This is a genomic window from Leeuwenhoekiella sp. A2 (assembly GCF_047946655.1).
In the GTDB taxonomy this organism is placed as follows: Bacteria; Bacteroidota; Bacteroidia; order Flavobacteriales; family Flavobacteriaceae; genus Leeuwenhoekiella.
The window spans coordinates 797,185-821,309 of the sequence record NZ_CP172311.1 but is presented as its reverse complement, the minus strand read 5'-3'; the positions used below and the strand labels follow the sequence as shown (position 1 = coordinate 821,309).

The window sequence follows — 24,125 nt, the reverse complement described above, 5'->3', positions numbered from 1 at the left end:
ATGGTTAGGTTACAGGTAAATATAATAATTAGATAAACAGTAATTTAAATGATCTCAGAATTATCAATTATTCCTTAAAGCATCTATCAATTCTTTTTTAGTCATTTTAGATCTGCCTTCAATACCTACTTTCTTTGCTTCCTCGTAAAGATCTTCTTTTGTGCGATCTTCATACTTATTTGCTTTGCCACCTTTTTTACCAGAATCTTCTGTGTTTGCTATGCGTGCTGCTTTCTCTTTGCTGTATCCTTTATCTGTTAAAGCGTCGTATTGCTTTTCATTTTTAATACGTGGGTTGTTTGGCATGGCTGTATACTTTAAATGATACTTTACTAATTTCTCACTTAAATGTACGCAGAAGCTCCTTGCCTGTGATAAAGGTTAACAAGGGTTTAAAAAAGAATTAATAGAAATTAAGATTAAATCTAGCTCTCGCGCCTTCTTCTTTTTTTTGAAATATGCGGGCTACTGTATTTATTTTCGATTGGTTTAGAAGGGGCGGCGTGCTCCTCATACGTCTTACTACTGTCTTTTAGCAGGTCTTGTAAGTGAGAGAGTTCTGCTTTAGTGAAATTGCGATATTGACCAACGGGAACGTCTAGTGAAATATTCATGATGCGCACACGTTTCAGTTTTGTGACGTTGTAACCCAGATATTCGCACATGCGGCGTATCTGCCTGTTTAAGCCTTGGGTAAGAATAATTTTAAATTGCTTCTTTCCTATCTGCTCTACTTCACATTCTCTGGTAATAGTATCAAGAATAGGAACTCCCGCAGACATTTGTGCTATGAACTGCGCAGTAATTGGCTTATCAACATTTACAATATATTCTTTATCGTGATTGTTTCTGGCACGTAAAATTTTATTTACAATATCACCATCGTTGGTAAGAAAGATGAGACCTTCACTTGCTTTGTCAAGACGACCAATAGGGAAAATACGGGAAGGATAATTTATGTAATCTATGATGTTATCTTTTTCTACTCGCGTATCTGTAGTACAAACAATGCCTACAGGTTTATTAAAAGCGATATAGATAAGTGGTTCTTCACGCTCTGTTATAAGCTTGCCGTCTACACGTATTTCATCTGCAGCGCTAACTTTAGTACCCATTTCTGGAATGGCTCCATTAATAGTAATGCGGCCTGCATCTATTAATTTATCTGCGTGACGTCTTGAGCAGTAGCCTACTTCGCTTAAGTATTTATTTATACGTGTTAGATTCTCTTCTGCCATCAAATGGATACTGTGATAGGTTTAATCTTCTTTTAAAAACTTTATAATTTCGTCATTCACAAAATCACTATAGAGCGAATGATTTAATCCTTCGGTTTCAATAAGTTTAGATTTATTCCAATTTTTATGAATATTGCGTGAACCTTCTACTGAGGTTATTTTGTCGTTTTTATCGTGAATGATCAGACCATGAACATCTAGTTTTTGAGCAAAAGCTGAAGCTGAAAATTCTTTGGTCTTAAAGCCAAAATTCTTCTGAAAATATGCATCCAGAATGTTTAAAACCCGCTTATCAAGGCCTAAAATCTGCTGATAATCTGCAATTATCGTCTCTAATTGATCTGGAGGACCAAGAATTACCAATTTTTTTATATCTGCTGATGGATGCAAACTTTGATTATAGATGGCAGTAAGTGCGCCAATGCTGTGACCAATTAAAAATTCAGGATTGTAAATTTCTATCATCTGCTGCAGCGCCTTCTCGTAAATGGGAACGTACAATCTGTCGCCATCACTATAACCATGTGCGGGAGCATCAAAAGCTATTATATTGTAATTTTCTTTATGCAGTTGTTCTACAAGAACCTTCCATCTGTGGGTGTGACTCTCCCAACCGTGAATTAGAAGAATGGTTTTGCCGCTGCCGGCCCATCTGTAGGTTTGTAATTTTAGATTTTCAACTGTGATTGTCCTGTCGCGAGAAGGATCCATAAAATCTTTATGATGATCGCCTACTTTGCCTTGTCTGGGTTTACTAAAGAGCGCAAATGCACGATGAGCTGCCCTGTCTGGAGCTATTATAGACAATGTATTGATGTATTTACCTATAGCCTTGGGAACAAATCGCTTTAAACTTTCACGCATAAAAACCTTTCATTTAACTATTGTCAAAGATAGTGGTTCTTAAGAAGAATATAATTTAATCAGCGCTATTGTTGCTGTCGTGATATTTAAGTAAAGAAATACCTGATAAAAAGAAGATAACGCCTAAAATAGCCAGAGCCCACGGACTGAGTCCTAATTCAAAACTTCCAAAGATTCCCAAAACGCCAAAAACCAGGGAAATAGCGCCACCTATAGTTAGAGTTATTCCTAATACTTTTATCATTATTGGAGATTTAAAATTTCATTGAAATTAGAGGTTCTCACAGAGACAAACCAGAAGATTAACGCCGCATTAAGTGGTATTTGTGATTTCCTTTTATTTTGACTCGATCAATTTTTTTATTTCGCTTATCGCTTCCTGCTCATCGCCCCAGCCTTCAATAATTAGTTGATCTGTATCATAATTTACAAACCATAATTCAATTATTTTCTTAGCACCTTTAAAGTTTGTGGCAAAGCTTTGATAGGTTTCTGTATCAATCGTGCGCTCATCTCGATTAGCAGGAACCGCAATTATCTTATAATCCTGATCGCCTTTGTCTATCAATTTTAATACAGCTATAGGTATAATGTTTATTACGGTTGCAGTGGGAAGACTTTCACTTAAAACAAGAACATCAAGAGCATCACCATCCCCACCTTTTTCTGGGTCACTTAATGTTGAAGGTATAAACCCATAATTGCCGGGATATCCTATAAAATTTATAGAACGGTCTTTACCTTCTTTTTGGTCTGGCAGAAATTGCTTTAGCTCTTTATTGTATTCTATTTTTAAGTTGGTGCCGGCAGGTATTTCTACCACAGCCTGAAGTATGCCGTTTTCATTAAATGTGTCAAGATGGTAAAAATCCTGCCGCATGCATGCAGTCAAGCAAAGACACAAAAGCAGGATTATTTTTTTCATTCTGCGTCGCGATGTACCAGGTTAAAATTAAAAGCGGGAGTACAAACAGAAATATAAACACAGGGTTGATCAAAAGGATTGCTATACTGCACACGTGTATTAGCGTCTATCTTAATTGATTCGCCTGCATTTAAAATAACAGTTTCCTCTTCTATTTTAAACTGTTTTTTACCACTTATAACAAAGGTATACTCAGTAAATTCTGGTTTTTGATAAGGTTCACTCCACCCTGGCGGAGCGATCATGTGTGCAATGCTAATATCGCTGTTGCCATCGCTTGCCAGGCCAAAATGCTCGGCTATTTTTTTACCGTCATCTGTGGGGACAATAAAAGGCGATTTCTGTACTCTGTAATTCTTCATAGAATTGATTCTTACCAGCCAATCATAAAATATTTGATCTTAGCACTATCTGGTATATGTACTTCATCAACTTTAGCAGACATGTCAAATTGTAATTCGCTGGGCAGTTCCTTCTTATCTATTGTAAAGTAGGCGTTGATATCATCTACAAAAACCACGATACTCGTAAGAAGAGTTTCTATTTTAGAAATTTTATAGGCATTTTTAATATCCTTAAAAGTGCTATTGAGAGTAATACCTTCTTCAGTTTTGTAACGAGGATCAAAGATCTGGATTGTTTTTATGGTACTTGTTTTCTCGTCTGTTTTAGGTTTTAAACTGAGCAATTGTGCGTCATTCTCATAGATTTCTATGGCATCTGAACCGATTTTTGCTCCCTGTGGGTTGGTTTTACTAACTACTTTTTGATCTTTAAAGAGGGTTTCCAGTTCATTTACAGTAGATTCCTGAGTTAGCGGTCCTACGCTGGTTGAGGTAATTGCAAAAGGATCATCATTATTACATGATATTAAAAATAAAGAGGCAAAAAATGTAACGATTAATCGCTTGGTCATAGGTAATTTATTTATTGAAATTAATTCTAAATGTTGTTTTGATACTTTGTGCTGAAATCTGGGTTTTCTGGTCTATTTGATCATTTTTCCCAATATCCCCAGAACTCCGCGTATAACGGTAGCGCTTGTGAGAACTTTAATTATAGCGCGTTCTGTAGTGCTAGATGGTGAAGTTGTTTTTCTTGAAGAAGACATTTTAGCTCTTTCGCTTTTAGCCTTTTCTTTTACCTCTTCACTTTCGGCTTTTTCTATTTTCTCATTAAGAATTTCGTAAGCACTATCTCTGTCAATAGATTTATTATACTTTGTAACTAAAGATGAACTATTGTTTATCGCGTTAATTTCATCTTGAGTTAAAATATCCATTCTCGACATAGGTGCTCGCATCATTGTGGCGGCAAGCGGAGTAGGACGGCCTTTCTCATCAAGGGCAGAAACTAAGGCTTCTCCTATACCTAACGAAGTTAAAACCTCTTTGGTGTCGTAATATTCTGAGATAGGATAGTTTTCTGCGGTTAGTTTTATAGCTTTTCTGTCTTTTGCGGTAAAAGCTCTTAAAGCATGCTGCACCTTTAACCCTAACTGGCTAAGAACTCCTTCTGGTACATCTGTAGGATTCTGGGTGACAAAATATAATCCCACGCCCTTTGAGCGTATCAATTTTACTATACTTTCGATCTGGCTGTGAAGCGCTTTAGAAGCTTCTTTAAAAATAAGGTGAGCTTCATCTATAAAAATGACAAGTTCTGGCTGGTTGCTGTCGCCCTGTTCAGGAAAAGTGCTATAGATTTCGGCCAGTAAACTCAATATAAAAGTAGAGAAAAGTTTAGGTCTGTCCTGAATGTCTGTAAGGCGAATTATACTGATCACACCTCTTCCGTTCTCATCAAGGCGTTGTAGATCCTGAACTTCAAATGATTTTTCGCCAAAGAAAATATCAGCATCCTGTTGTTCAAGTTCTACTATTTTACGCAAAATTGAACCTGCAGAAGCTGTAGAGATACGGCCGTATGATTCTTGCATTTCTGCTCTGCCTTCATTGGTAGCATATTGCAAAACCTTTTTAAAGTCTTTTAGGTCTAAAAGAGGGAGTTTATTATCATCACAATATTTAAATAGAATAGAGATAATTCCAGATTGCGCGTCTGTAGCGTCTATTATTCGCGAGAAGAGAACTGGCCCAAACTCGCTAACAGTCGCGCGCAAACGCACTCCGTTTTGTTCTGAAAGGGTAAGAATCTCTACGGGAAAATCTTTAGGCGTATAAGGTAAACCGATTTTTGCATGTCTTTCATCGATTTTTGCATGTCCGGCGCTGGCTTTTGCAATACCACTCAGGTCACCTTTCATATCCATAAGCAGAACCGGCACTCCTTTTTCTGAAAGATTTTCTGCAAGCACCTGCAATGTTTTTGTTTTACCTGTCCCGGTTGCTCCTGCAATTAGACCGTGCCTGTTCAATGTTTTTAACGGTACTTTTACGTGGGCATCTGTAATCGTCTCACCATCTAACATGGCTGCTCCTAAAATTATAGAGTCTCCTTTAAAGGTGTTACCAGTAGTTATGCTTTCTGTGAATGCTTCTATTTTGCTCATGAGCCTTATTTGAGCCAAAAATAATGATTAAATAAGAAAAGCTGCACTTGCAAATTTTATTATTAAAGCGGGGAACTACTTGTATCTAATTTTTATCTCAACTTTATGAAATGCCTTATCTTTGCGGCCTATGACAAAAGAGGCAATTGCAAGTAGAGTAGAGTTAGGAGAATTACTACCGTTAATGGAAGAATTCTATACCATACAGGGGGAAGGATATCACACCGGCACCGCGGCATATTTTATACGCGTGGGCGGTTGTGATGTGGGATGTCACTGGTGCGATGTTAAAGAAAGTTGGGATGCGGCTATACACCCGCCTACAGAAGCGCAGGTAATAGCAGATCATGCTTCCAGATATAGTAATACAGTTGTTGTTACCGGTGGTGAACCTTTAATGTGGGATATGAATCACCTTACAGGTTTGCTAAAAGCGAAAGGGCTCAATGTTCATATAGAAACTTCAGGAGCTTATAAATTGTCTGGTCATTGGGACTGGATATGTCTTTCGCCTAAAAAGAGAATGCTGCCTACAGCAGAGATCTATCCTGTTGCACATGAGCTTAAGGTGATAGTTTACAACAAAGCAGATTTTGCTTTCGCCGAAGAACATGCAGCAAAAGTAGGATCTCATTGCGAGTTGTATCTTCAGCCTGAATGGAGTGTGCGCGAGAAAATGACACCTTTAATAGTAGAATATGTGATGAGCAATCCTAAATGGAAGATTAGCTTACAGACACATAAATATTTAAATATACCGTAAACGAAAAAAGCTTCCTAAATGGAAGCTTTTTTATATTTATACACCGATTTTTCTTGAGATTACATCTGCTCAAAAGGAACCTGAACATAAGTGTTGTCCCATCCTAAAAGCATATCTGTTCCATCAGTTTTAGGTTGAAATGAGATAGAAAATGATTCTAAAGGATTAGATAATTTTCTTGCAGGAGCTTTAATTCTAACTACGTCACGTTCTTGTTTGTAGCCAAAAGCTCCCCAGGTGTTAACGTCTTTATTAAATATGATAGTCCACTCTTTTTCTCCCGGTATAGTAAATAAAGAATAAGTTCCGGCCTTAATGGTTTTGTCGCCTACTGTCATGTCTTTATAAAAAGTGATCTCTGTAGACTCATTTGCTCCGGTACGCCATACTTCATCGTATTTTACGAGTTCGCCAAAGATCTTACGATCTTTTTTCTGTGGTCTGCTGTAAATAACACGTATTAAAGGCGCTTTATCCTGACCTCGGTACATGGCAATATCCATAGGACTTGGGTCAAGGTTTGCAAATTTTGGTTCTTGTGCTACTGCTGTAAATGTGAATAGCAATATTAAAGTGGTGACTACAAAAGATTTCATAATAGTTATATAATTGATTTTTGCAAAATTACAAGCTTTTAAGTACAACTACGTTAAGACAATAATAAAATGGAAGAAGCAAATTCTCATTTATTATTTATAACAGCTTAAGCTTTATTAATGATTTTCAATCATCGCTAAAATTGAAATTATTGTTATAATATGTAAGTTAATAATGTAATTTGCTTTCAGGTTTAGAAGTGCTTGTGCATCTTTGACCTTTCAAATTAAAACAAATGTTATGTGCGGAATAGTATGTGCCTACGAGCTTAAACAAAAAGCAGAAGATTTAAGGCCTCAAATTTTAGAAATGTCTAAAAAGATAAGACACCGCGGTCCAGACTGGAATGGTGTTTATAGTGATGATAAAGCAATTTTAGCCCATGAGCGTCTTTCTATAGTTGATCCTGCCTCAGGAAAACAACCTTTATTAAGTCCTGACGGGAAGTTGATTTTAGCTGCTAACGGGGAGATTTACAATCACAAAGAGTTAAGAAAGCAATTTGCCGGTAAATATGATTTTAAAACTGAATCTGATTGTGAGGTAATACTTGCGCTTTATCAGGAAAAAGGACCTGATTTTTTGGATGAACTTAACGGGATTTTTGCTTTTTCACTTTATGATGCAGAAAAAGATGAGTATCTGGTTGCGCGAGATCATATGGGTATTATCCCACTATATATGGGTTGGGATCAATACGGCACTTTTTATGTAGCTTCAGAATTAAAAGCCCTTGAAGGTACGTGTACAAAAATTGAACTTTTTCCTCCGGGACATTATTTATACAGCAAAGACGGTGAGGTAACCAGATGGTACAAAAGAGATTGGATGGAGTATGATGCGGTAAAAGATAATGAAACAAGTATTCAGAAGTTAAAAGATGCTTTAGAGGCTGCTGTGCATAGACAACTAATGTCTGATGTACCTTACGGTGTATTGCTTTCTGGTGGATTAGATTCTTCAATCACTTCCGCTGTAGCGAAAAAATATGCAGAAAAAAGAATTGAGTCAGACGATACTACGGCAGCGTGGTGGCCGCGATTGCACTCTTTCTCTGTAGGTTTAGAGGGTTCTCCAGATCTGGCTGCTGCACAGAAAGTAGCAGATCATATAGGGACCGTACACCATGAGATCAAGTTTACTATTCAGGAAGGTTTAGATGCGATTAAAGATGTGATTTATAACCTGGAGACTTACGATATAACAACAATTAGAGCATCAACCCCTATGTACTTAATGGCTCGTGTGATAAAGTCTATGGGTGTGAAAATGGTACTATCTGGAGAAGGAGCAGATGAGATCTTTGGCGGTTATTTATATTTCCACAAAGCGCCAAGTGCTAAAGATTTTCATGAAGAAACTGTACGCAAACTTGATAAGTTACATATGTACGATTGTTTAAGAGCAAACAAAAGTCTTGCAGCCTGGGGTATTGAAGGTCGTGTGCCATTCTTAGATAAAGAATTTATGGATGTTGCCATGAGTATTAACCCGCAGGATAAAATGATAAACGGTGAGCGTATGGAGAAATGGGTAATCCGTAAGGCGTTTGAATCGTATCTGCCAGAAAGTGTGGCTTGGAGGCAGAAAGAACAATTCTCTGATGGTGTAGGTTACAGCTGGATTGATACCTTGAAGAAAGTAGTAAATGAAAAAGTAAGTGATGAACAACTTGCTAACGCTCATTATAGATTCCCAATACAAACCCCACAGAATAAAGAAGAGTTTTATTACCGCTCAATTTTTGAAGGTCACTTCCCAAGTGATGCTGCAGCCTTAAGTGTGCCGCAAGAGCCATCTGTGGCCTGTAGTTCAAGAATTGCTTTAGAGTGGGATGAAGCGTTTAAGAATATGAACGACCCTAGCGGTAGAGCAGTTGCAAATGTTCATTCAGATGCATACGTAAAAGCTTAAATTTCGTTTTAAACTTAAAGAGAAAAGCACTCCGTATTGGGGTGCTTTTTTATTGCGATAATTGGTCATTTTTGACCGATTATCACCTCAAATAAGCTACTATTTTAAATATCCGCAAAAAAGGGCTGTTTTTTCCACAGATTGTTGATAACTTAACAGGTTTGGCGCGGGTTTTGCTCAGGTAAAGGGTTGTCTTTCTTTATATTTGTTTGCTAGCGAAATTGCCACCCGTAAACATCCAGCTAACGATGTTTTTAAGGGCTAATTACGTTTGGTTAACAAGCTGTATAAGAATGGCTAAGACCCTAAATTTAAAAGTGAAATATGAGCGAAGAAGTTAATAAGCAGCAATATTCGGCCGATAGTATTCAGGCGCTTGAGGGAATGGAGCATGTGCGTATGCGCCCTTCAATGTATATTGGTGATGTAGGTGTAAGAGGTTTGCACCATCTTGTTTATGAAGTAGTAGATAACTCCATTGATGAAGCGATGGGTGGTTATTGTGATGAGATTAGCGTTGTTATTAACGAGAATAACTCGATCACAACAAAAGATAATGGTAGAGGTATTCCTGTAGACCTGCACAAAAAAGAAGGAGTATCTGCACTTGAGGTTGTTATGACTAAAATAGGTGCAGGTGGTAAATTTGATAAAGATTCGTATAAGGTTTCCGGTGGTTTACACGGTGTGGGTGTGAGTTGTGTTAATGCACTTTCAGATCACTTAACAGCAACTGTACATCGTGATGGTACTATCTGGGAACAGGAGTATGAGAAAGGTAAAGCTTTATATCCTGTAAAATCTATAGGCACTACAGACTACACGGGTACTATTGTAACCTTTTTGCCAGATCCTACGATCTTTCAGCAAACCATAGAATACAGCTATGACACTTTGGCTAGCCGTATGCGTGAACTGGCTTATCTTAATAAAGGTATTACGATCACGTTGACAGATAAACGCCAAAAAGACGATAATGGTGAGCCTGTATCTGAAACCTTTCATTCTGAAGAAGGACTGAAAGAATTTGTTCGTTTTCTGGATGGAAACCGTCAGCCTATTATAGGGAATGTTATTTCTATGGAAGGTGAGAAGAATGACATACCTGTAGAAGTTGCGATGATCTATAACGACAGTTATGCTGAAAATCTGCACTCCTATGTAAATAATATTAACACGCATGAAGGTGGGACACATTTAGCTGGTTTCCGTCGTGGACTTACAGGTTCTCTAAAGAAATATGCAGATGCCTCTGGAATGCTTGATAAACTCAAGTTTGATATTGCCGGAGATGATTTTCGCGAAGGCTTAACAGCAATTATCTCAGTAAAAGTAGGTGAACCTCAATTTGAAGGGCAGACTAAAACTAAACTGGGGAATAGAGAGGTTACAGCTGCGGTATCACAAGCAGTTTCAGAAATGCTTGAGATTTATCTTGAGGAGAATCCAGATGATGCTAAAATCATTGTACAGAAAGTAATTCTTGCTGCTCAAGCCCGACATGCGGCTAAGAAAGCACGTGAGATGGTGCAGCGTAAAACGGTGATGAGTATAGGTGGATTACCTGGAAAATTATCAGATTGTTCTGAAACTGATCCTGCTGCTTGTGAGGTGTTTCTGGTAGAGGGTGACTCTGCAGGTGGAACTGCAAAAATGGGCCGTAATCGTGAGTTTCAGGCTATTTTACCACTTCGAGGAAAAATCCTTAATGTGGAAAAAGCTATGCAGCACAAGGTTTTTGAAAATGAAGAAATAAAGAACATTTTTACAGCTTTAGGTGTTACCATTGGTACAGAAGAAGATAGTAAAGCACTTAACCTTTCTAAGTTGCGTTACCATAAAATTGTTATTATGTGTGATGCCGATGTAGATGGTAGCCACATTGCAACTTTAATTCTTACTTTTTTCTTTCGCTATATGCGTGAATTAGTAGAGAATGGGCATGTTTACATTGCAACGCCGCCTCTGTATTTATTGAAAAAAGGTAAAAAATTGAGATACGCCTGGAGTGATAAGGAGCGTGATCAATATAATGAGGAAATGGGTGGTAGTGTAGGCGTTCAGCGTTATAAAGGTTTGGGTGAGATGAATGCAGATCAGCTTTGGGATACAACTATGAATCCTGAATTTCGTACGCTTAGACAGGTTACTATAGATAACGGTACAGAGGCAGACAGAATCTTCTCTATGTTAATGGGAGATGAAGTGCCGCCGCGAAGAGAATTCATTGAGAAAAACGCAATTTATGCAAATATAGATGTGTAAATAAAAATTATTTAAATGTTTTGATGCCTAGTCTTTAAAGACTAGGCATTTTTTTTGTCAAATCTTCGACGAAGAGCGTGACTATTTTTTTATTTTAGCCGCACCAAATTTACCCAAAATGAAAAAATATATTTTTATGTTAGGCTTGCTATGCTGTAGCGGTATGGTTAAAGCACAAGTTTATGGAGGTGGTTTTGAAGCAGTTCTGGGAGCTGGTGATAAAGATGCCTCAGTTTTAATGGGGGCTTATCTTGAGCCTGCAATGGAAGGTCTGGTTTATGCTATGAACGGCGGCTGGTATAGCACAGCTAAAACGCATAAACAATTTGGCTTTGATATTACAATTGCTCTAAACGCTTCTTTGATTCCTTCTGATAAGGAAATGTTTGCTATCTCTAGTCTCGAGTTTGAAAATTCTATTACAGGTTCACCAGATGGTACTCCTACTGTTGCGGGAGATATTGATCCTTCTTTTGTTACGGTTAGAATAGAAGAAACTGGTGAGCAGGTGCAATTTACAATGCCCGAAGGTATTAAGAATGATTTGCCTTTAAGCGCGATGCCTTCTCCTACACTGCAGGGGAGTGTGGGATTATTTCTTGATTCTGATGTTATTATAAGATACACACCGCGTGTAGGTAGTGACGATGTTAAAGGAAGAATATTAGGAGCTGGGTTAAAGCATAATTTGATGCAATATTTTGGTCCGTTAGATAAGTTGCCGCTTAATGCATCGCTATTGTGGGCTTTCACAAATATGAAAGTTGATTATGATATTGAAGATGGAAACGTATTTGATGGTAGTGGTCAGCGAGCAGAATTTAACATGAATGCTTATACCGTACAGGCTTTAGCATCTCTTGATTTTCCTGTATTTAGCATTTACGGTGGTGTAGGATATACGGGAGGTAATTCTAATTTAAAAGTTTTAGGAACATACGAGGTTACATATTCTGTAGAAGGTGTGCCTGTGAGAACCACAACTTATGAAGACCCCATCGATCTAAAATATGATCCTTCTGGCATGAGGGCTACTGTGGGAGCGAGACTTAATCTTTCTGCTTTTAAAATATTTGCAGATTATACTCTTCAGGATTACAACAATATCACAGCAGGTGTAGCTCTTAGTTTTAGGTAGTTAGTATTCTGTTTTTGAATTTCTTAGGATGCATTTTTAGTGTGTCTAATTATTAAAGTAATGCCTATATTTAGTACTTATTTATAGGCATTAATTCTATTATCTAATGAACCTCCAGGATAAACTTGCCTCGCACACAGAGAAAAATACGAGAATAGGTACGCATTATTACGCTTCTTATATTAAAATCACAACATCTATATTAATAGCTCTTGCGATAGCTGTAATATTAGGATGGATTCTTGGTATACGTGTTTTAACCAGTGTGGTGCCAGACTATCCTACCATGAAATTTAATACAGCCCTTGGCTTTTTGTTTCTGGGTGGTGGCATCATGCTTTTATCAATGCGGAAAAACTGGACCAAGCATATTGGGCTATTTTTTCTCTTCCTTCTGCTAGTTTTAGGATGTGCATCAATAAGTCAATATATTTTTCAGCAGGATCTGGGTATAGATCAGCTTTTTTTTAAAGACAGTGAATCTATTGCTATAAGCCACCCCACCCCGGGAAGAATGTCTCAGGTGACCGCTTTGTGTTTTATATTAATGTCGGCTTTTGGCTTCAATTACTTTAGATCTTCAAGTCTTAGAACAGTCGCTCAACTAGCTTTTCATAGTGTTACTTTAATTTCGCTTATAGCGACACTGGCTTATATATTTGATATAGAGGCGGCTTCAAAACTCTCATTTTTTACTACAATGGCCATTCATACCGCTTTGGCATTTTTAGCGATATCAATGGTTGCTTCATTGTTCAACCCCACGTATGGTTTAACAGGTTTGTTCACGGGACATCGTATAGGGAATATAATGGCGCGACGTTTATTCTTTAAAATGGCGATAGCTATTATAGTGGTCGCTTACTTACGCATTCTTCTTGCCAGATATAATCTTGTGAGTGTAGAATTTGGTATTACGCTGCATGCCATTTCTTTTATTATAATTGCTCTCTGTCTCATATTGATGGTCGCAAAAGAGATTAATTTGATTGAGGTGAAAAAGAATGCTGCAGAAGGTAGTCTTTCTCGCTTACGCACATTTCTTGATGCAACGCCAGATGCTTTATTTATAGTAGATGAATATCGAAATATTCACTTGTTGAATGAAGAAGCTGTTACGGCTTTTGGTTACTCGCGTGACGAAATAAAAAACAGAAATCTGGACGTTATTTTGCCTCCAAAGCTCGGTTTTTCAAGGTTTTTGACCGATTTTTCTGAAGGAATAAACGATAAGAAAATAGACAAAGATATTTACGCGATCAAAAAAGATGGTACTAAATTTTCTGTCGAGATCAATCTCAATACGTTCGAAACTCAAGATGGAGATTATTTAACGGTGACAATACGTGATGTAACTGTGAGAAAAAAGGCCGAAGCGGAAATGAAAAATCTCTTAAATATCACAATTGATCAAAATAGCCGACTTAAAAACTTTGCTCATATCGTATCACATAATTTGAGGTCGCATTCTTCTAATATGGAGATGTTGCTTACCTTATATTTAGAAGATAAACCTGAAGAAAAAGATAATCAGATCTTTAATTTTTTGAAAACAGGATGTGATAATTTAAAAGAAACAATAGAACATTTAAATGAGGTTGTTGCAATTAATGCTTTGACTAATGAGAATCTCGAGCCTATAAACCTGAAAAGGGTAGTAAGTTCTTCAATTGAAAATGTAATTCAGCTTGCTAAAGAAAAGGGTGTTGCAATAGAAAATAAAGTAAAGTCTGATATTGATATTTTAGGTGTGAGCGCCTATTTAGACAGTATTGTGCTAAATTTTATCACAAACGGAATTAAATACAGTTGTGACAAACGCCAATCAAAAGTTGTGATTTCTGCTCACAGGCGAAAGGATTTCACTGTTCTGGAAATAAAAGATAACGGGTTAGGTATCGATCTCAAAAGGCATGGCTCTAAATTATTCGGTATGTATAAGACATTTCATAGAAATAAAGATTCACGCGGTATTGGTCTTTTTATAACCAAAAACCAAATTGAGGCCATGGGTGGCAAAGTTGAGGTTGAAAGTACTCCTGATGTGGGCTCGATTTTTAAGATTTACTTTAAAAATACAGTAGAGCAATTGGCTTAATGATTTGATTCTTCTTTGAGATATAAATGGTTTTTCCGCTGCCGGCGAAATTTTTTATTCCTTCATTTAACTTTAAAGTTTACTTAGCATAATAGTGTTAAAGAAATTGTATTTTCGCACTAAAGACGCGAAAATCGGTCTGTTAGGGTGATTTTTCGTTTAAATCAATATTAATTTCAATACAACATAATAATGAAAATTACCGTAGTAGGAGCAGGAGCTGTAGGTGCAAGTTGTGCCGAATATATAGCCATGAAAAATTTTGCATCTGATGTAATTCTTTTAGATATAAAAGAAGGATATGCAGAGGGTAAAGCGATGGACTTAATGCAAACCGCTTCTTTAAATGGATTTGACACACGCATAACGGGTACGACCGGAGATTATTCTAAAACAGCAGGTACAGACATTGCTGTAATTACAAGTGGTATACCACGTAAACCGGGTATGACTCGTGAAGAATTAATAGGTATTAATGCAGGTATCGTAAAAGACGTAGCATCAAACCTAATTAAGCATTCTCCAGAAGTTACTATAATTGTAGTAAGTAACCCTATGGATACGATGACATATCTTGTTCATAAAACCACAAATCTGCCTAAAAATAAGATCATAGGTATGGGCGGTGCTTTAGACAGTGCTCGTTTTAAATATAGATTGGCAGAAGCTTTAGAATGCCCAATTTCTGATGTTGATGGTATGGTAATAGGAGGTCATAGCGACACAGGTATGATACCTTTAACAAGATTAGCGACCAGAAATAGTGTACCTGTTTCTGAATTTATTGAGGCTGATCGTCTTGATCAGGTTATGGAAGATACTAAAGTAGGGGGCGCAACGCTTACTAAACTTTTAGGTACTTCTGCATGGTATGCTCCGGGAGCAGCGGTTTCTGGTCTGGTTCAGGCAATTGCATGTGATCAGAAAAAAATGTTCCCATGCTCAACACTTCTTGAGGGAGAATATGGTCTTGATGATATAGCAATAGGTGTTCCTGTTATTTTAGGTCGCAATGGTATTGAGCAAATTGTAGATGTAGAATTATCTGATGCCGAGAAATCTAAACTTCAGGAAAGTGCTGCAGCAGTGAAGAAAACTAATGATCTTCTAGAGCTGTAAAAAGATAATAATATTAATATTCTTTAAATCTTTTAAAGGTCTAATATTTTATAGATTAAGTAATTAAGGCTGCATTTTGCAGTCTTTTTTCTTGTAAAAAATGTTAAAGAAATCAAAAGAATATTTATTGGCATTTCTACACTGAAACCCTATATTTGCACGTTTTATAAAATTGCCGGATGTCTATTCTGGCTCAACTAATAAATATTAAATAATAATGCAGAATAAAGGACTCATTAGAGTATTTGCAATTTTGTTTGGGTTGGTGAGTTTGTATCAACTTTCTTTTACTTATTTCACAAATAAAGTTGAAGACGAAGCAGAGGCTTATGCCACCGCAAAGGTGCCAACAAGTGAAGAAGACTATGTTGATCGCAGAGGTGAAGTACAGCGTCAATATCTTGATTCTATAGGTAATGATCCTATAGCTTTAGGTATTACATATAATGACGCTAAAGAAAAAGAGCTGAATAAAGGTCTTGACCTTAAAGGTGGGATGAATGCGATCTTAGAGATATCTGTTGCAGATATTCTAAAAGGACTTAGCAATAACAGTACAGACCCTGCTTTTAATCAAGCTCTTGCTGAAGCTGCCGAAGCTCAAAAAGATAGTCAGAATCCATTTTTAGAAGACTTTTTTGATGCTTTTGAAAATATTCCTGGTGATAACAAACTAGCTTCTCCAGATATATTTGCAAATACGACCTTAGGAGATAAGATCAACTTTAATATGACAAATGATGAGGTTGAGCCTGTCATTCGTAACGAAGTTGAAGAGTCTATAAAATCTGCTTTTGAGGTACTACGTAATCGTATTGATAAATTTGGTGTTACACAACCTAACATTCAAAGACTTGATAACCGTTCTCGTATTTTAATTGAATTACCGGGAGCTACAGATATCGAGCGTGTAAAATTTCAATTAGAAAGTACTGCACAACTTGAGTTCTATAAAACGCATTATGCGGGTGATGTAGCTGGTTATTTATTTAACGTAAATACAGCTTTAAAAGATATTGTTACTCCTGCTGAAACAGAAGAAACTCAGGCAACAAAAGATTCTACCGAAACTGCAGATGATTCTCTAGAAGAGCTATTAGCTAGTGAAGATGAAGATTCTTTAAGCCAGACTAATGCTAACAATCCTTTATTTGAGGTCTTCCAGTTTAATCCTGCTCTTCAGCAATATGGACAGTCAGCAGTTGTAGGTTATGCAGCAGCTCAGGATACAGCAACTATCAACAGATATCTTTCTCTTCCTGAGATCGTAAGAATGCGCCCACAAGAAATACGTTTTGCTAAATTTAGATGGGGTATTACAGAAGATAAAGAGTCTAACATAGTTCCGCTTTATGCTCTACAATCAGACAGAAGTGGAACTCCTGCAATAGATGGAGATATAGTACAAGATTCAAGACAGCAATATACACAGACTGGTCTTCCTTCAGTAGGGATTGATTTTGATGGTCAGGGACCTGCGCAATGGGCAAAGTTAACGCGCGAAGTTGCACAAGACGGAAATGCAATAGCTATCGTTCTTGATGATGTAGTTTACTCTGCAGCAACAGCGAAACAAGAAATTCCAGGTGGAGCAACAGAAATTTCTGGCAATTTCACTGTAAATAAAGCTCAGGATTTAGCTAATGTTTTAAAAGCTGGTAAACTTCCCGCTTCAGCGAAAATCATATCTTATGACGTAGTTGGGCCTTCTCTTGGTCAGGAAGCTATAAACAGTGGGTTAATGTCATTTATAATAGCGCTAATATTAGTGCTTGTGTGGATGTTCTTATATTATAGCAGAGCCGGTATTTATGCTGATGTTGCTCTTGCGGTAAACATTCTTTTCATATTTGGTATTCTTGCAGGTCTGGGAGCTGTTCTTACTTTGCCCGGTATAGCCGGTATCGTTTTAACCATAGGTATGTCTGTTGATGCAAACGTGCTTATTTTTGAACGAATAAAAGAAGAACTCCGGAAAGGTAAATCTCAGAAAGAGGCTATTAAAGATGGTTTTAACAATGCTTTATCCTCTATTCTTGATGCAAACATCACGACTTTCTTAACAGCACTTATCTTGTTCTTATTTGGTACAGGACCTATTCAGGGTTTTGCAACCACATTAATGATAGGTATTGGTACTTCTCTTTTTACAGCAATTTTTATAACAAGATTATTTATAGATGGTTATGGTAAAAATGGCAAGTCGCTTTCATTTACTACTGCTATCACAAAAAATCTGTTCCTTCATAGCAATGTAGATTTTCTTGCAAAACGCAAGATTGCTTATGCTGTAAGTGGTGCAGTAATACTTATTGGTCTTGGTTCATTATTCTTTGGTAATGGTCTTGATCAGGGAGTTGACTTTGTAGGAGGGCGTAATTATACAGTGCGTTTTGAGAGCCCTGTAAACGCTTCAGAAGTTGAAGGTGTACTTATCGATGCATTTGGTAGCGCTCAGGCGAAAACTTACGGTGAAGCAAACCAATTAAAGGTTACAACTAAGTACAGAATTGATGAAGAATCTTCTGAAGTTGATGACGAGATACAACAGAAATTATATAATACACTTAAATCTTATTTCCCACAGGATCTTACTTACGCTGAATTTGTAAAGGGGTCTAGTGGATCTAAGATAGGTATTTTAGAGTATAATAAAGTAGGACCTACAATAGCAGACGATATTAAAAAAGATTCGCTATGGGCAGTTTTAGGCTCTTTAGTGGTGGTTTTCTTATATATATTGTTGCGTTTTAGAAGATGGCAATTCTCAACCGGAGCGGTTGTTGCAGTTTTCCATGATGTATTAATCGTGCTTGGTATTTTCTCTCTTACGTATAAGTTCTTACCATTTAACATGGAAATTGATCAATCATTTATTGCAGCGATCCTTACAGTAATTGGATACTCTTTAAATGACACGGTAATTGTTTTTGATAGAATACGTGAGTATCTTAAAGAGCATGAGACTTCATCTAAGGGTATAGGTACAATAATAAATATGGCGATTAACAGCACCATAAGCCGTACTTTAAATACCTCTATGACAACATTAATAGTGTTAGTTGCGATTTTCGCTTTTGGCGGAGCTAGTATAATGGGCTTTATGTTTGCACTTATTGTGGGTGTGGTTGTAGGTACTTATTCTTCTATATTTATCGCGACTCCTGTTATGTATGACACAATACAGAAAAAGCAACTAAAATCTGAGAAGAAAAAAGAAGAGGAAGTTGCTTAATACTTTCTCATAATTCTATAAAAAAACTCCCATCATTGGGAGTTTTTTTATGCAGTAAATTTAAGAAATGTTTAGATGAAAGGTTTTGAGTTAAGCTTAGTGCAATTGTTAACTTTATGATAGTTAATTTGTTATCTATAAAATCGCGCGTATGAAAAGGATCTATAGCTTATGTATACCACTTATTCTAATATTGATTGTAATTGTGGGATTTACATATAAAAAAGAGGATAAGGACGAAAAGAAACTAGGGCATATTGTATTACAGGTTTCTAACCTAAAAACATCTCAGGATTTTTATAAAGATGTCTTAAATATGAAAACACATGAGCAGGCTACATATCAGGGTAAAACCAGAGTTTTTCTTGCGTCTGGTGATGATGAGCATCATGAACTTGTGTTGCAGGAAAGAAAAACCGCTAATGACAGTCACGTTAATACCCGCTACTTACAGCAGCTAGCTTTTGAGCTCAATGATCATGCAACATTGGTAGATTTTTACAAACAATTAAAAAATAAGAACATAGCTCTGCAGTTGAAGAATAACCAGATTAGCTGGTCTCTATATTTTTATGATCCTGATAGTGTACAGATTGAATTGTATTGGGATGTGAGAAATGAACCTTTTGGAAAGACAAAGTTTAAAGGCAATCAGAAAGAGCTATCTGAGGACTTACTTCTTAACCCACCCAAATAATTGAAAAGAGAGTTTTTTGCAAATAGCTTTAATTAAAAATTATACTATGCTGCGCCCGTGGTAAGCGCGCGCATTTATAATTCTATGGAGTTCTTCAACATTATAACCTGTAATTTTTCCTGCAGCAACTATTTCTATATCCTCTCCGGCGATTTTTAGCATATTTAGCAAGGTTTTACTGCCCACCTGAGCGGTTTTTGCCCCACCGGAGCTAAGTATTCCTGTAATCTCAGGAATATGAATTAGGTCTTTAACTGCTTTTAAAATGTCAGGAGTGTCATCAATGGCTTTGTGAATTGTCACTTTTAAAGGATAGGCCCATTGGGCTAACATTCGTATGGCTGCGATGTCTAACGTTTTGTCTGGACGGCTTGCGCCAAAAACAACACCGTCTACCTTTACCTTTTTACAGAATTCAATATCTGCCTGCATGATGCTAAAATCGGCATTAGAATAGCAAAAATCGCCTTCTCGTGGTCTAATCATGACCCGTATGGGAATGTTTAAAATAGATTTGATCTCTGCTATCAATTGGTGAGAAGGAGTTAAGCCCTCGAGATCAAGTCTGGAGCACAATTCTATGCGATTAGCTCCATTTGCTGCGGCTCTTGTAGCTTGTTCAAGTGTTTCAACACATGCCTCTTTTATGAATAAAGATTGTGGTGAAGACATTTTTACAGAGTTTAATCTCGTTCCCAGCTTACAGAATCGCCTGGTTGCAAATTCCATTTATCAGAAAGTCCTGCGTTTACCTCAAGTACAAACTGAATGGGAAGGCCTGAAGGGAGACTTTCCTCGTTTAGAGGTTTGGCATTTTTAGCAATACTCCCAATTGTTTTATCTGCTTTTATGTAGATAATATCAAGGGGAATATTTGTGTTTTTCATGTAGAAATAACGTTCCTGTATTTCATCAAAGATAAACAGCATGCCTTCATTTTCAGCCATGCTCTTTCGATACATAAGTCCGGTTTCGGTCTCGTAATCAGTTTCAGCGATTTCTATTTTTAAAGAAGCAGCAACCGTGCTGTCTGGCTTAATAATTTTAAGAGTACCTTCCTTAGTAAAAGCAATCGCATCTTCCTTATATGATGTAGTGTTCTCATTCTTGCAGCTTGTAAATACAAGCCCTGAGAGTATTAAGAGGAGAGCGATTTTGTTTTTCATACTAATAAACCTTTGCTTCTTTTTGTTGCATCCCCCGTATCATTAAGAATATACCTATTATTATAAAGGGAACACTTAAGATTTGCCCTGTGTTGAGGCCTAAAACCCAATCTTCACGACCTTCTACCTGTGCTCTTTTAAAGAACTCTACGATGAAACGTACCGTCCAGAGAAGTGTGAGGAAAAGGCCAAATATGAAACCTTCCTTTTTGCGCAGATCAGTTTTCCAATAAACAAGCATTAGAATTAAGAATACAAAAACATAGCCGAATGATTCCATTAACTGACCCGGAAAACGATAAGGTATTTCGGCAATATATTGCGAAAACTGAGGATCGTCTGTCAAGGCTTGTAGTGCTTTACGCCCATTGGGAATGCTAGTGATGCGCTGCGCCTGATATTCTGAATATTCATCCTGAACAAATTTAATCCCAAGATTGCTGTCTGTAACTTTACCTACCATTTCAGAATTGAAGAAATTTCCAATTCGCACAAAAATAGCGCCTAGTGAGACCGGTAAAATAACGCGATCCAGGAGCCATAAAATACTCTTTTTAAGTATTTTTTTATTGTAAAGATACATGGCGATGATCATTCCTATCGCTGCGCCATGACTGGCTAAACCCTGAAAACCTGTGTACTCGATCTCAGGTACAAAGCGAAATGGCAATACCACAGAAAGAGGATCCTGCCATAAAAGTTCTGTTTGATAAAAGAAAACGTGACCTAATCTTGCACCAATTAAAATCGCAAGAACAGAATATATAAAAAGCGGGTCTAGTTTTTCTATTGATACATTTTCCCGTTCATAGACTTTTTTCATCAGGTACCAGCCTAACATAAAAGCAACGACAAACATTAAACTGTAATAGTGAAGGGTAAAAAATCCTAGATCGAGGCCCGTAGATGGGTTCCAGGTCATTTTTAAAGCGAGCATATTTTGCATTTATCAGTATGTGGTAAAGATATGAAAGCAGCTAAATTCATCAGCTTTATATCTCAATTTTTATCTGCTGTATTAGAAGACTCATTCTTTGCCGGTGGCACGGGGTCATAACCAGAACCGCCCCAAGGGTTACAACTTGCGATGCGCTTAACTGCGAGCCAGCCACCTTTTAAAATACCATGCGCCTTTAATGCTTCTATAGTGTATTGTGAGCAGGTAGGGGAGTATCTACAGGAGGATGGTAAAAACGGTGATATAAATTGTTGATAAAGACGTACTAAGAATATAAATGGTGCCGCTATTAATTGTGAGGCTTGCATTACAGCAGACTGTATGAGGTGCCTTCTCTGCCGTCTTTTAACTGTATGCCCATTTCCTGCAGTTCATCACGAATTACATCGCTCATGGCGAAATCTTTATTTGCACGGGCTTCGTTTCTAAGCTTTATCAAGAGTTCTATAGCACCATTCAGTTTATCTGTGTTTGCCTCATTAGCAACGTTTGTATCTTCAAGACCTAAAACATCAAATACAAATGAATGCACTGTGTGCTCAAGAATTTCAAGATCTTCTTTAGAAATAGTTGCTTTACCGTCTTTTATCTGATGAATATACTTAACGGCTTCAAAAAGCTGAGCGATTAAAATAGGTGTATTAAAATCGTCATTCATCGCGTTATAGCATGCCTGCTTCCAGGTTGTAATGTCAAAGCTGCTCTTACCTGAAGTGGGTAACGTTTTAATAAGATGCACAGCTTCCATAAGACGATTAAACCCTTTTTCACTGGCGAGCAGCGCATCGTTGCTAAAGTCGAGAACACTTCTATAATGTGCCTGCATGATGAAAAATCGGGCTACAGCAGGTAAATATCCTTTGGTTAAAAACTCACTTTCACCGGTAAAAATCTGTCCGGGATTGATATTATTCCCCGTGCTCTTTGACATTTTTTTGCCATTAAGCGTAAGCATATTTGCGTGAAGCCAATAATTCACTGGGTTTTGTCCTGATGAAGCTTCGCTTTGTGCGATCTCACACTCGTGATGTGGAAATTTAAGATCCATACCGCCACCGTGAATATCAAATCTTTCGCCTAAATATTTTGTGCTCATTGCTGTACACTCAAGATGCCAGCCGGGAAAACCGTCTCCCCAAGGCGATGGCCAGCGCATAATATGCTGTGGTTCGGCCTTTTTCCAGAGGGCAAAATCCTGTGGATTTCTTTTTTCGCTTTGAGCGGTGAGTTCACGAGTATTGGCAATCATATCTTCAAGCTGTCTTCCGCTTAGCTTGCCATAATCATGACTTTCATTAAACTTAAGCACGTCAAAATAAACAGAACCATTCTCAACATAGGCAAAGCCATTGTCAAGTATTTGTTTAATGATTTCGATCTGTTCTATAATATGACCCGTAGCTGTAGGTTCTATGCTAGGAGGGAGGCAATTGAATTTTTGCAGGATATTGTGAAAGTCTATCGTGTACTGCTGTACGACTTCCATGGGTTCTATCTGCTCAAGTCTGGCCTTTTTAGCAATCTTGTCTTCGCCCTGATCTGCATCATCTTCCAGATGGCCGGCATCTGTAATATTTCGCACATAGCGCACTTTATACCCTAAATGTTTAAGGTATCTAAAGATCATATCAAAAGACATGAACGTTCTTACGTTACCTAAATGCACATTGCTGTAAACGGTGGGACCGCAGACGTACATACCTACATTACCTTCAAGAAGAGGTTTAAATTGTTCTTTCTCTCCAGAAAGTGAATTGTAAATCGATAAGTTTTGACTTTGGTATAAGGCAGCCGCCATTGATGCTTTTTAGGTTTTGTTAAGGGCTAAAAATACTACAAAAAAATCGGGTTGCTGAGGCTAAAAATCAGCTAAAAGAGTTTAAAAATGGGTTTCAAGCTTGATGTAGTCTAAGAATTCTCTTCTTACAGCGTTCTCTTTAAACTTACCACCAAATTCACTTGTTACCGTGCTACTCTCTATATCGCGTATACCACGACTATTCACACAAAGATGTTTTGCGTCTATAACACAGGCAACATCTTCTGTGCCTAAGGTTTTTTGTAATTCCTGAACAATTTGCATGGTGAGGCGCTCTTGTACCTGAGGACGCTTTGCATAAAAATCTACAATGCGATTCATTTTAGAAAGACCTACAACCGTACCATTAGAGATATAAGCAACATGCGCTCTCCCTACAATAGGCAATAGATGATGCTCACAAGTAGAATAAACAGTAATGTTCTTTTCTACCAGCATCTCGCCGTATTTGTAACTATTTTTAAAAGTAGAAGCTTTAGGTTTCCTGTCAGGATGAAGGCCGCTAAAGATCTCGTTCACAAACATTTTGGCCACTCTATTAGGTGTGCCTTTTAAACTATCGTCTGTAAGGTCAAGACCTAAGGTCTTCATTATGTGCTCAACATCTTCCTTGATTAAAGCTATTTTTTCTATATCGCTTAAAGCGAAAGCATCTGCTCGCATAGGAGTTTCTGCAGAGGTTCCCACGTGATCGTCTCCTAAGGAGTCGGTTTCCGCGATGGGTTGTTTTTCAAAATTCATCTTCATAAATCTATAGTCGTAACTTGCGCTAAAGGCTTGCAAAGATAAGTAATTTGAATATTTAATCACCTATTTG

General features: G+C 37.4%; 23 protein-coding genes. 8 read left to right on the top strand and 15 right to left on the bottom strand.

Going from position 1 to position 24,125, the window contains the following annotated elements; all coding sequences use genetic code 11:
• Positions 1 to 63: 63 nt before the first annotated feature.
• The 8 genes from ACH3PA_RS03625 to ACH3PA_RS03590 all read right to left on the bottom strand — a co-directional run bounded on the left by ACH3PA_RS03625 (position 64) and on the right by ACH3PA_RS03590 (position 5,539).
• The gene (locus ACH3PA_RS03625; protein WP_416440259.1) at positions 64 to 306 is read right to left on the bottom strand and encodes a Rho termination factor N-terminal domain-containing protein; all 243 of its coding nucleotides are present in this window, start codon (positions 304 to 306) and stop codon (positions 64 to 66) included.
• A 119-nt stretch (positions 307 to 425) separates the two neighbouring features.
• Complete coding sequence (rluF, locus tag ACH3PA_RS03620; RefSeq protein ID WP_416440261.1) at positions 426 to 1,238, bottom strand: 23S rRNA pseudouridine(2604) synthase RluF; 813 nt, start codon at positions 1,236 to 1,238, stop codon at positions 426 to 428.
• Positions 1,239 to 1,259: 21 nt separating this feature from the next.
• Positions 1,260 to 2,102, bottom strand: a complete 843-nt coding sequence (locus ACH3PA_RS03615; protein ID WP_416440263.1) for an alpha/beta hydrolase — start codon at positions 2,100 to 2,102, stop codon at positions 1,260 to 1,262.
• Positions 2,103 to 2,157: 55 nt separating this feature from the next.
• Positions 2,158 to 2,346 (bottom strand): hypothetical protein, encoded by a 189-nt coding sequence (locus ACH3PA_RS03610; protein ID WP_416440265.1) that lies wholly within the window; start codon positions 2,344 to 2,346, stop codon positions 2,158 to 2,160.
• Between the two features lie 93 nt (positions 2,347 to 2,439).
• Entirely contained in the window at positions 2,440 to 3,027 is a 588-nt protein-coding gene (locus ACH3PA_RS03605) for an inorganic diphosphatase (protein ID WP_416440267.1), read from the bottom strand.
• Positions 3,024 to 3,389, bottom strand: coding sequence for a cupin domain-containing protein (locus ACH3PA_RS03600; RefSeq protein ID WP_416440269.1), 366 nt, complete (start codon positions 3,387 to 3,389; stop codon positions 3,024 to 3,026). Before ACH3PA_RS03600 ends, ACH3PA_RS03605 begins: the two co-directional genes overlap by 4 nt.
• A gap of 11 nt (positions 3,390 to 3,400) precedes the next feature.
• Positions 3,401 to 3,943, bottom strand: a complete 543-nt coding sequence (locus tag ACH3PA_RS03595) for a hypothetical protein (RefSeq protein ID WP_416440271.1) — start codon at positions 3,941 to 3,943, stop codon at positions 3,401 to 3,403.
• A 72-nt stretch (positions 3,944 to 4,015) separates the two neighbouring features.
• Entirely contained in the window at positions 4,016 to 5,539 is a 1,524-nt protein-coding gene (locus ACH3PA_RS03590; RefSeq protein WP_416440273.1) for a helicase HerA-like domain-containing protein, read from the bottom strand.
• A 130-nt stretch (positions 5,540 to 5,669) separates the two neighbouring features.
• Between ACH3PA_RS03590 and ACH3PA_RS03585 the strand changes: the two genes are divergently transcribed.
• On the top strand, positions 5,670 to 6,302 hold the full coding sequence (locus tag ACH3PA_RS03585; protein WP_416440275.1) for a 7-carboxy-7-deazaguanine synthase QueE: 633 nt from the start codon (positions 5,670 to 5,672) through the stop codon (positions 6,300 to 6,302).
• Between the two features lie 59 nt (positions 6,303 to 6,361).
• On the opposite strand, the gene ACH3PA_RS03580 is transcribed toward ACH3PA_RS03585, so the two are convergent.
• Positions 6,362 to 6,898, bottom strand: a complete 537-nt coding sequence (locus ACH3PA_RS03580; RefSeq protein ID WP_416440277.1) for a DUF2911 domain-containing protein — start codon at positions 6,896 to 6,898, stop codon at positions 6,362 to 6,364.
• Between the two features lie 241 nt (positions 6,899 to 7,139).
• Here ACH3PA_RS03580 and asnB point away from each other — a divergent pair, with 241 nt between their 5' ends.
• The 7 genes from asnB (at position 7,140) to ACH3PA_RS03545 (ending at position 19,365) form a co-directional block, all read left to right on the top strand.
• Complete coding sequence (gene asnB / locus ACH3PA_RS03575; RefSeq protein WP_416440279.1) at positions 7,140 to 8,813, top strand: asparagine synthase B; 1,674 nt, start codon at positions 7,140 to 7,142, stop codon at positions 8,811 to 8,813.
• A 324-nt stretch (positions 8,814 to 9,137) separates the two neighbouring features.
• Positions 9,138 to 11,078 (top strand): DNA topoisomerase (ATP-hydrolyzing) subunit B, encoded by a 1,941-nt coding sequence (gene gyrB / locus ACH3PA_RS03570; RefSeq protein ID WP_416448416.1) that lies wholly within the window; start codon positions 9,138 to 9,140, stop codon positions 11,076 to 11,078.
• Between the two features lie 118 nt (positions 11,079 to 11,196).
• Positions 11,197 to 12,216: a DUF6588 family protein gene (locus ACH3PA_RS03565; RefSeq protein ID WP_416440283.1), complete on the top strand. Its 1,020-nt coding sequence runs from the start codon at positions 11,197 to 11,199 to the stop codon at positions 12,214 to 12,216.
• A gap of 106 nt (positions 12,217 to 12,322) precedes the next feature.
• A complete protein-coding gene (locus ACH3PA_RS03560) occupies positions 12,323 to 14,314 on the top strand; it encodes a sensor histidine kinase (protein ID WP_416440285.1) in 1,992 nt (663 codons plus the stop codon).
• A gap of 192 nt (positions 14,315 to 14,506) precedes the next feature.
• Positions 14,507 to 15,433 carry a malate dehydrogenase gene (gene mdh, locus ACH3PA_RS03555; RefSeq protein WP_416440287.1) on the top strand — a complete coding sequence of 309 codons (927 nt, stop codon included), beginning with the start codon at positions 14,507 to 14,509 and terminating at the stop codon, positions 15,431 to 15,433.
• Between the two features lie 217 nt (positions 15,434 to 15,650).
• Positions 15,651 to 18,668 carry a protein translocase subunit SecDF gene (secDF, locus tag ACH3PA_RS03550; RefSeq protein ID WP_416440289.1) on the top strand — a complete coding sequence of 1,006 codons (3,018 nt, stop codon included), beginning with the start codon at positions 15,651 to 15,653 and terminating at the stop codon, positions 18,666 to 18,668.
• Between the two features lie 151 nt (positions 18,669 to 18,819).
• Complete coding sequence (locus tag ACH3PA_RS03545; protein ID WP_416440291.1) at positions 18,820 to 19,365, top strand: VOC family protein; 546 nt, start codon at positions 18,820 to 18,822, stop codon at positions 19,363 to 19,365.
• Between the two features lie 39 nt (positions 19,366 to 19,404).
• Here ACH3PA_RS03545 and ACH3PA_RS03540 read toward each other — a convergent pair whose 3' ends face one another.
• The 6 genes from ACH3PA_RS03540 to folE form a co-directional block, all read right to left on the bottom strand.
• Entirely contained in the window at positions 19,405 to 20,037 is a 633-nt protein-coding gene (locus ACH3PA_RS03540) for a copper homeostasis protein CutC (protein ID WP_416440293.1), read from the bottom strand.
• Positions 20,038 to 20,048: 11 nt separating this feature from the next.
• Positions 20,049 to 20,531 (bottom strand): DUF192 domain-containing protein, encoded by a 483-nt coding sequence (locus ACH3PA_RS03535; protein ID WP_416440295.1) that lies wholly within the window; start codon positions 20,529 to 20,531, stop codon positions 20,049 to 20,051.
• 1 nt (position 20,532) lies between these two features.
• A complete protein-coding gene (gene lgt, locus ACH3PA_RS03530; RefSeq protein WP_416440297.1) occupies positions 20,533 to 21,468 on the bottom strand; it encodes a prolipoprotein diacylglyceryl transferase in 936 nt (311 codons plus the stop codon).
• Between the two features lie 62 nt (positions 21,469 to 21,530).
• Complete coding sequence (yidD, locus tag ACH3PA_RS03525; RefSeq protein WP_416440299.1) at positions 21,531 to 21,797, bottom strand: membrane protein insertion efficiency factor YidD; 267 nt, start codon at positions 21,795 to 21,797, stop codon at positions 21,531 to 21,533.
• The gene (gene cysS, locus ACH3PA_RS03520; protein WP_416440301.1) at positions 21,797 to 23,287 is read right to left on the bottom strand and encodes a cysteine--tRNA ligase; all 1,491 of its coding nucleotides are present in this window, start codon (positions 23,285 to 23,287) and stop codon (positions 21,797 to 21,799) included. The genes yidD and cysS overlap by 1 nt, the downstream gene beginning before the upstream one ends.
• 81 nt (positions 23,288 to 23,368) lie before the next feature.
• Entirely contained in the window at positions 23,369 to 24,049 is a 681-nt protein-coding gene (gene folE / locus ACH3PA_RS03515) for a GTP cyclohydrolase I FolE (protein WP_416446671.1), read from the bottom strand.
• Positions 24,050 to 24,125: the final 76 nt, after the last annotated feature.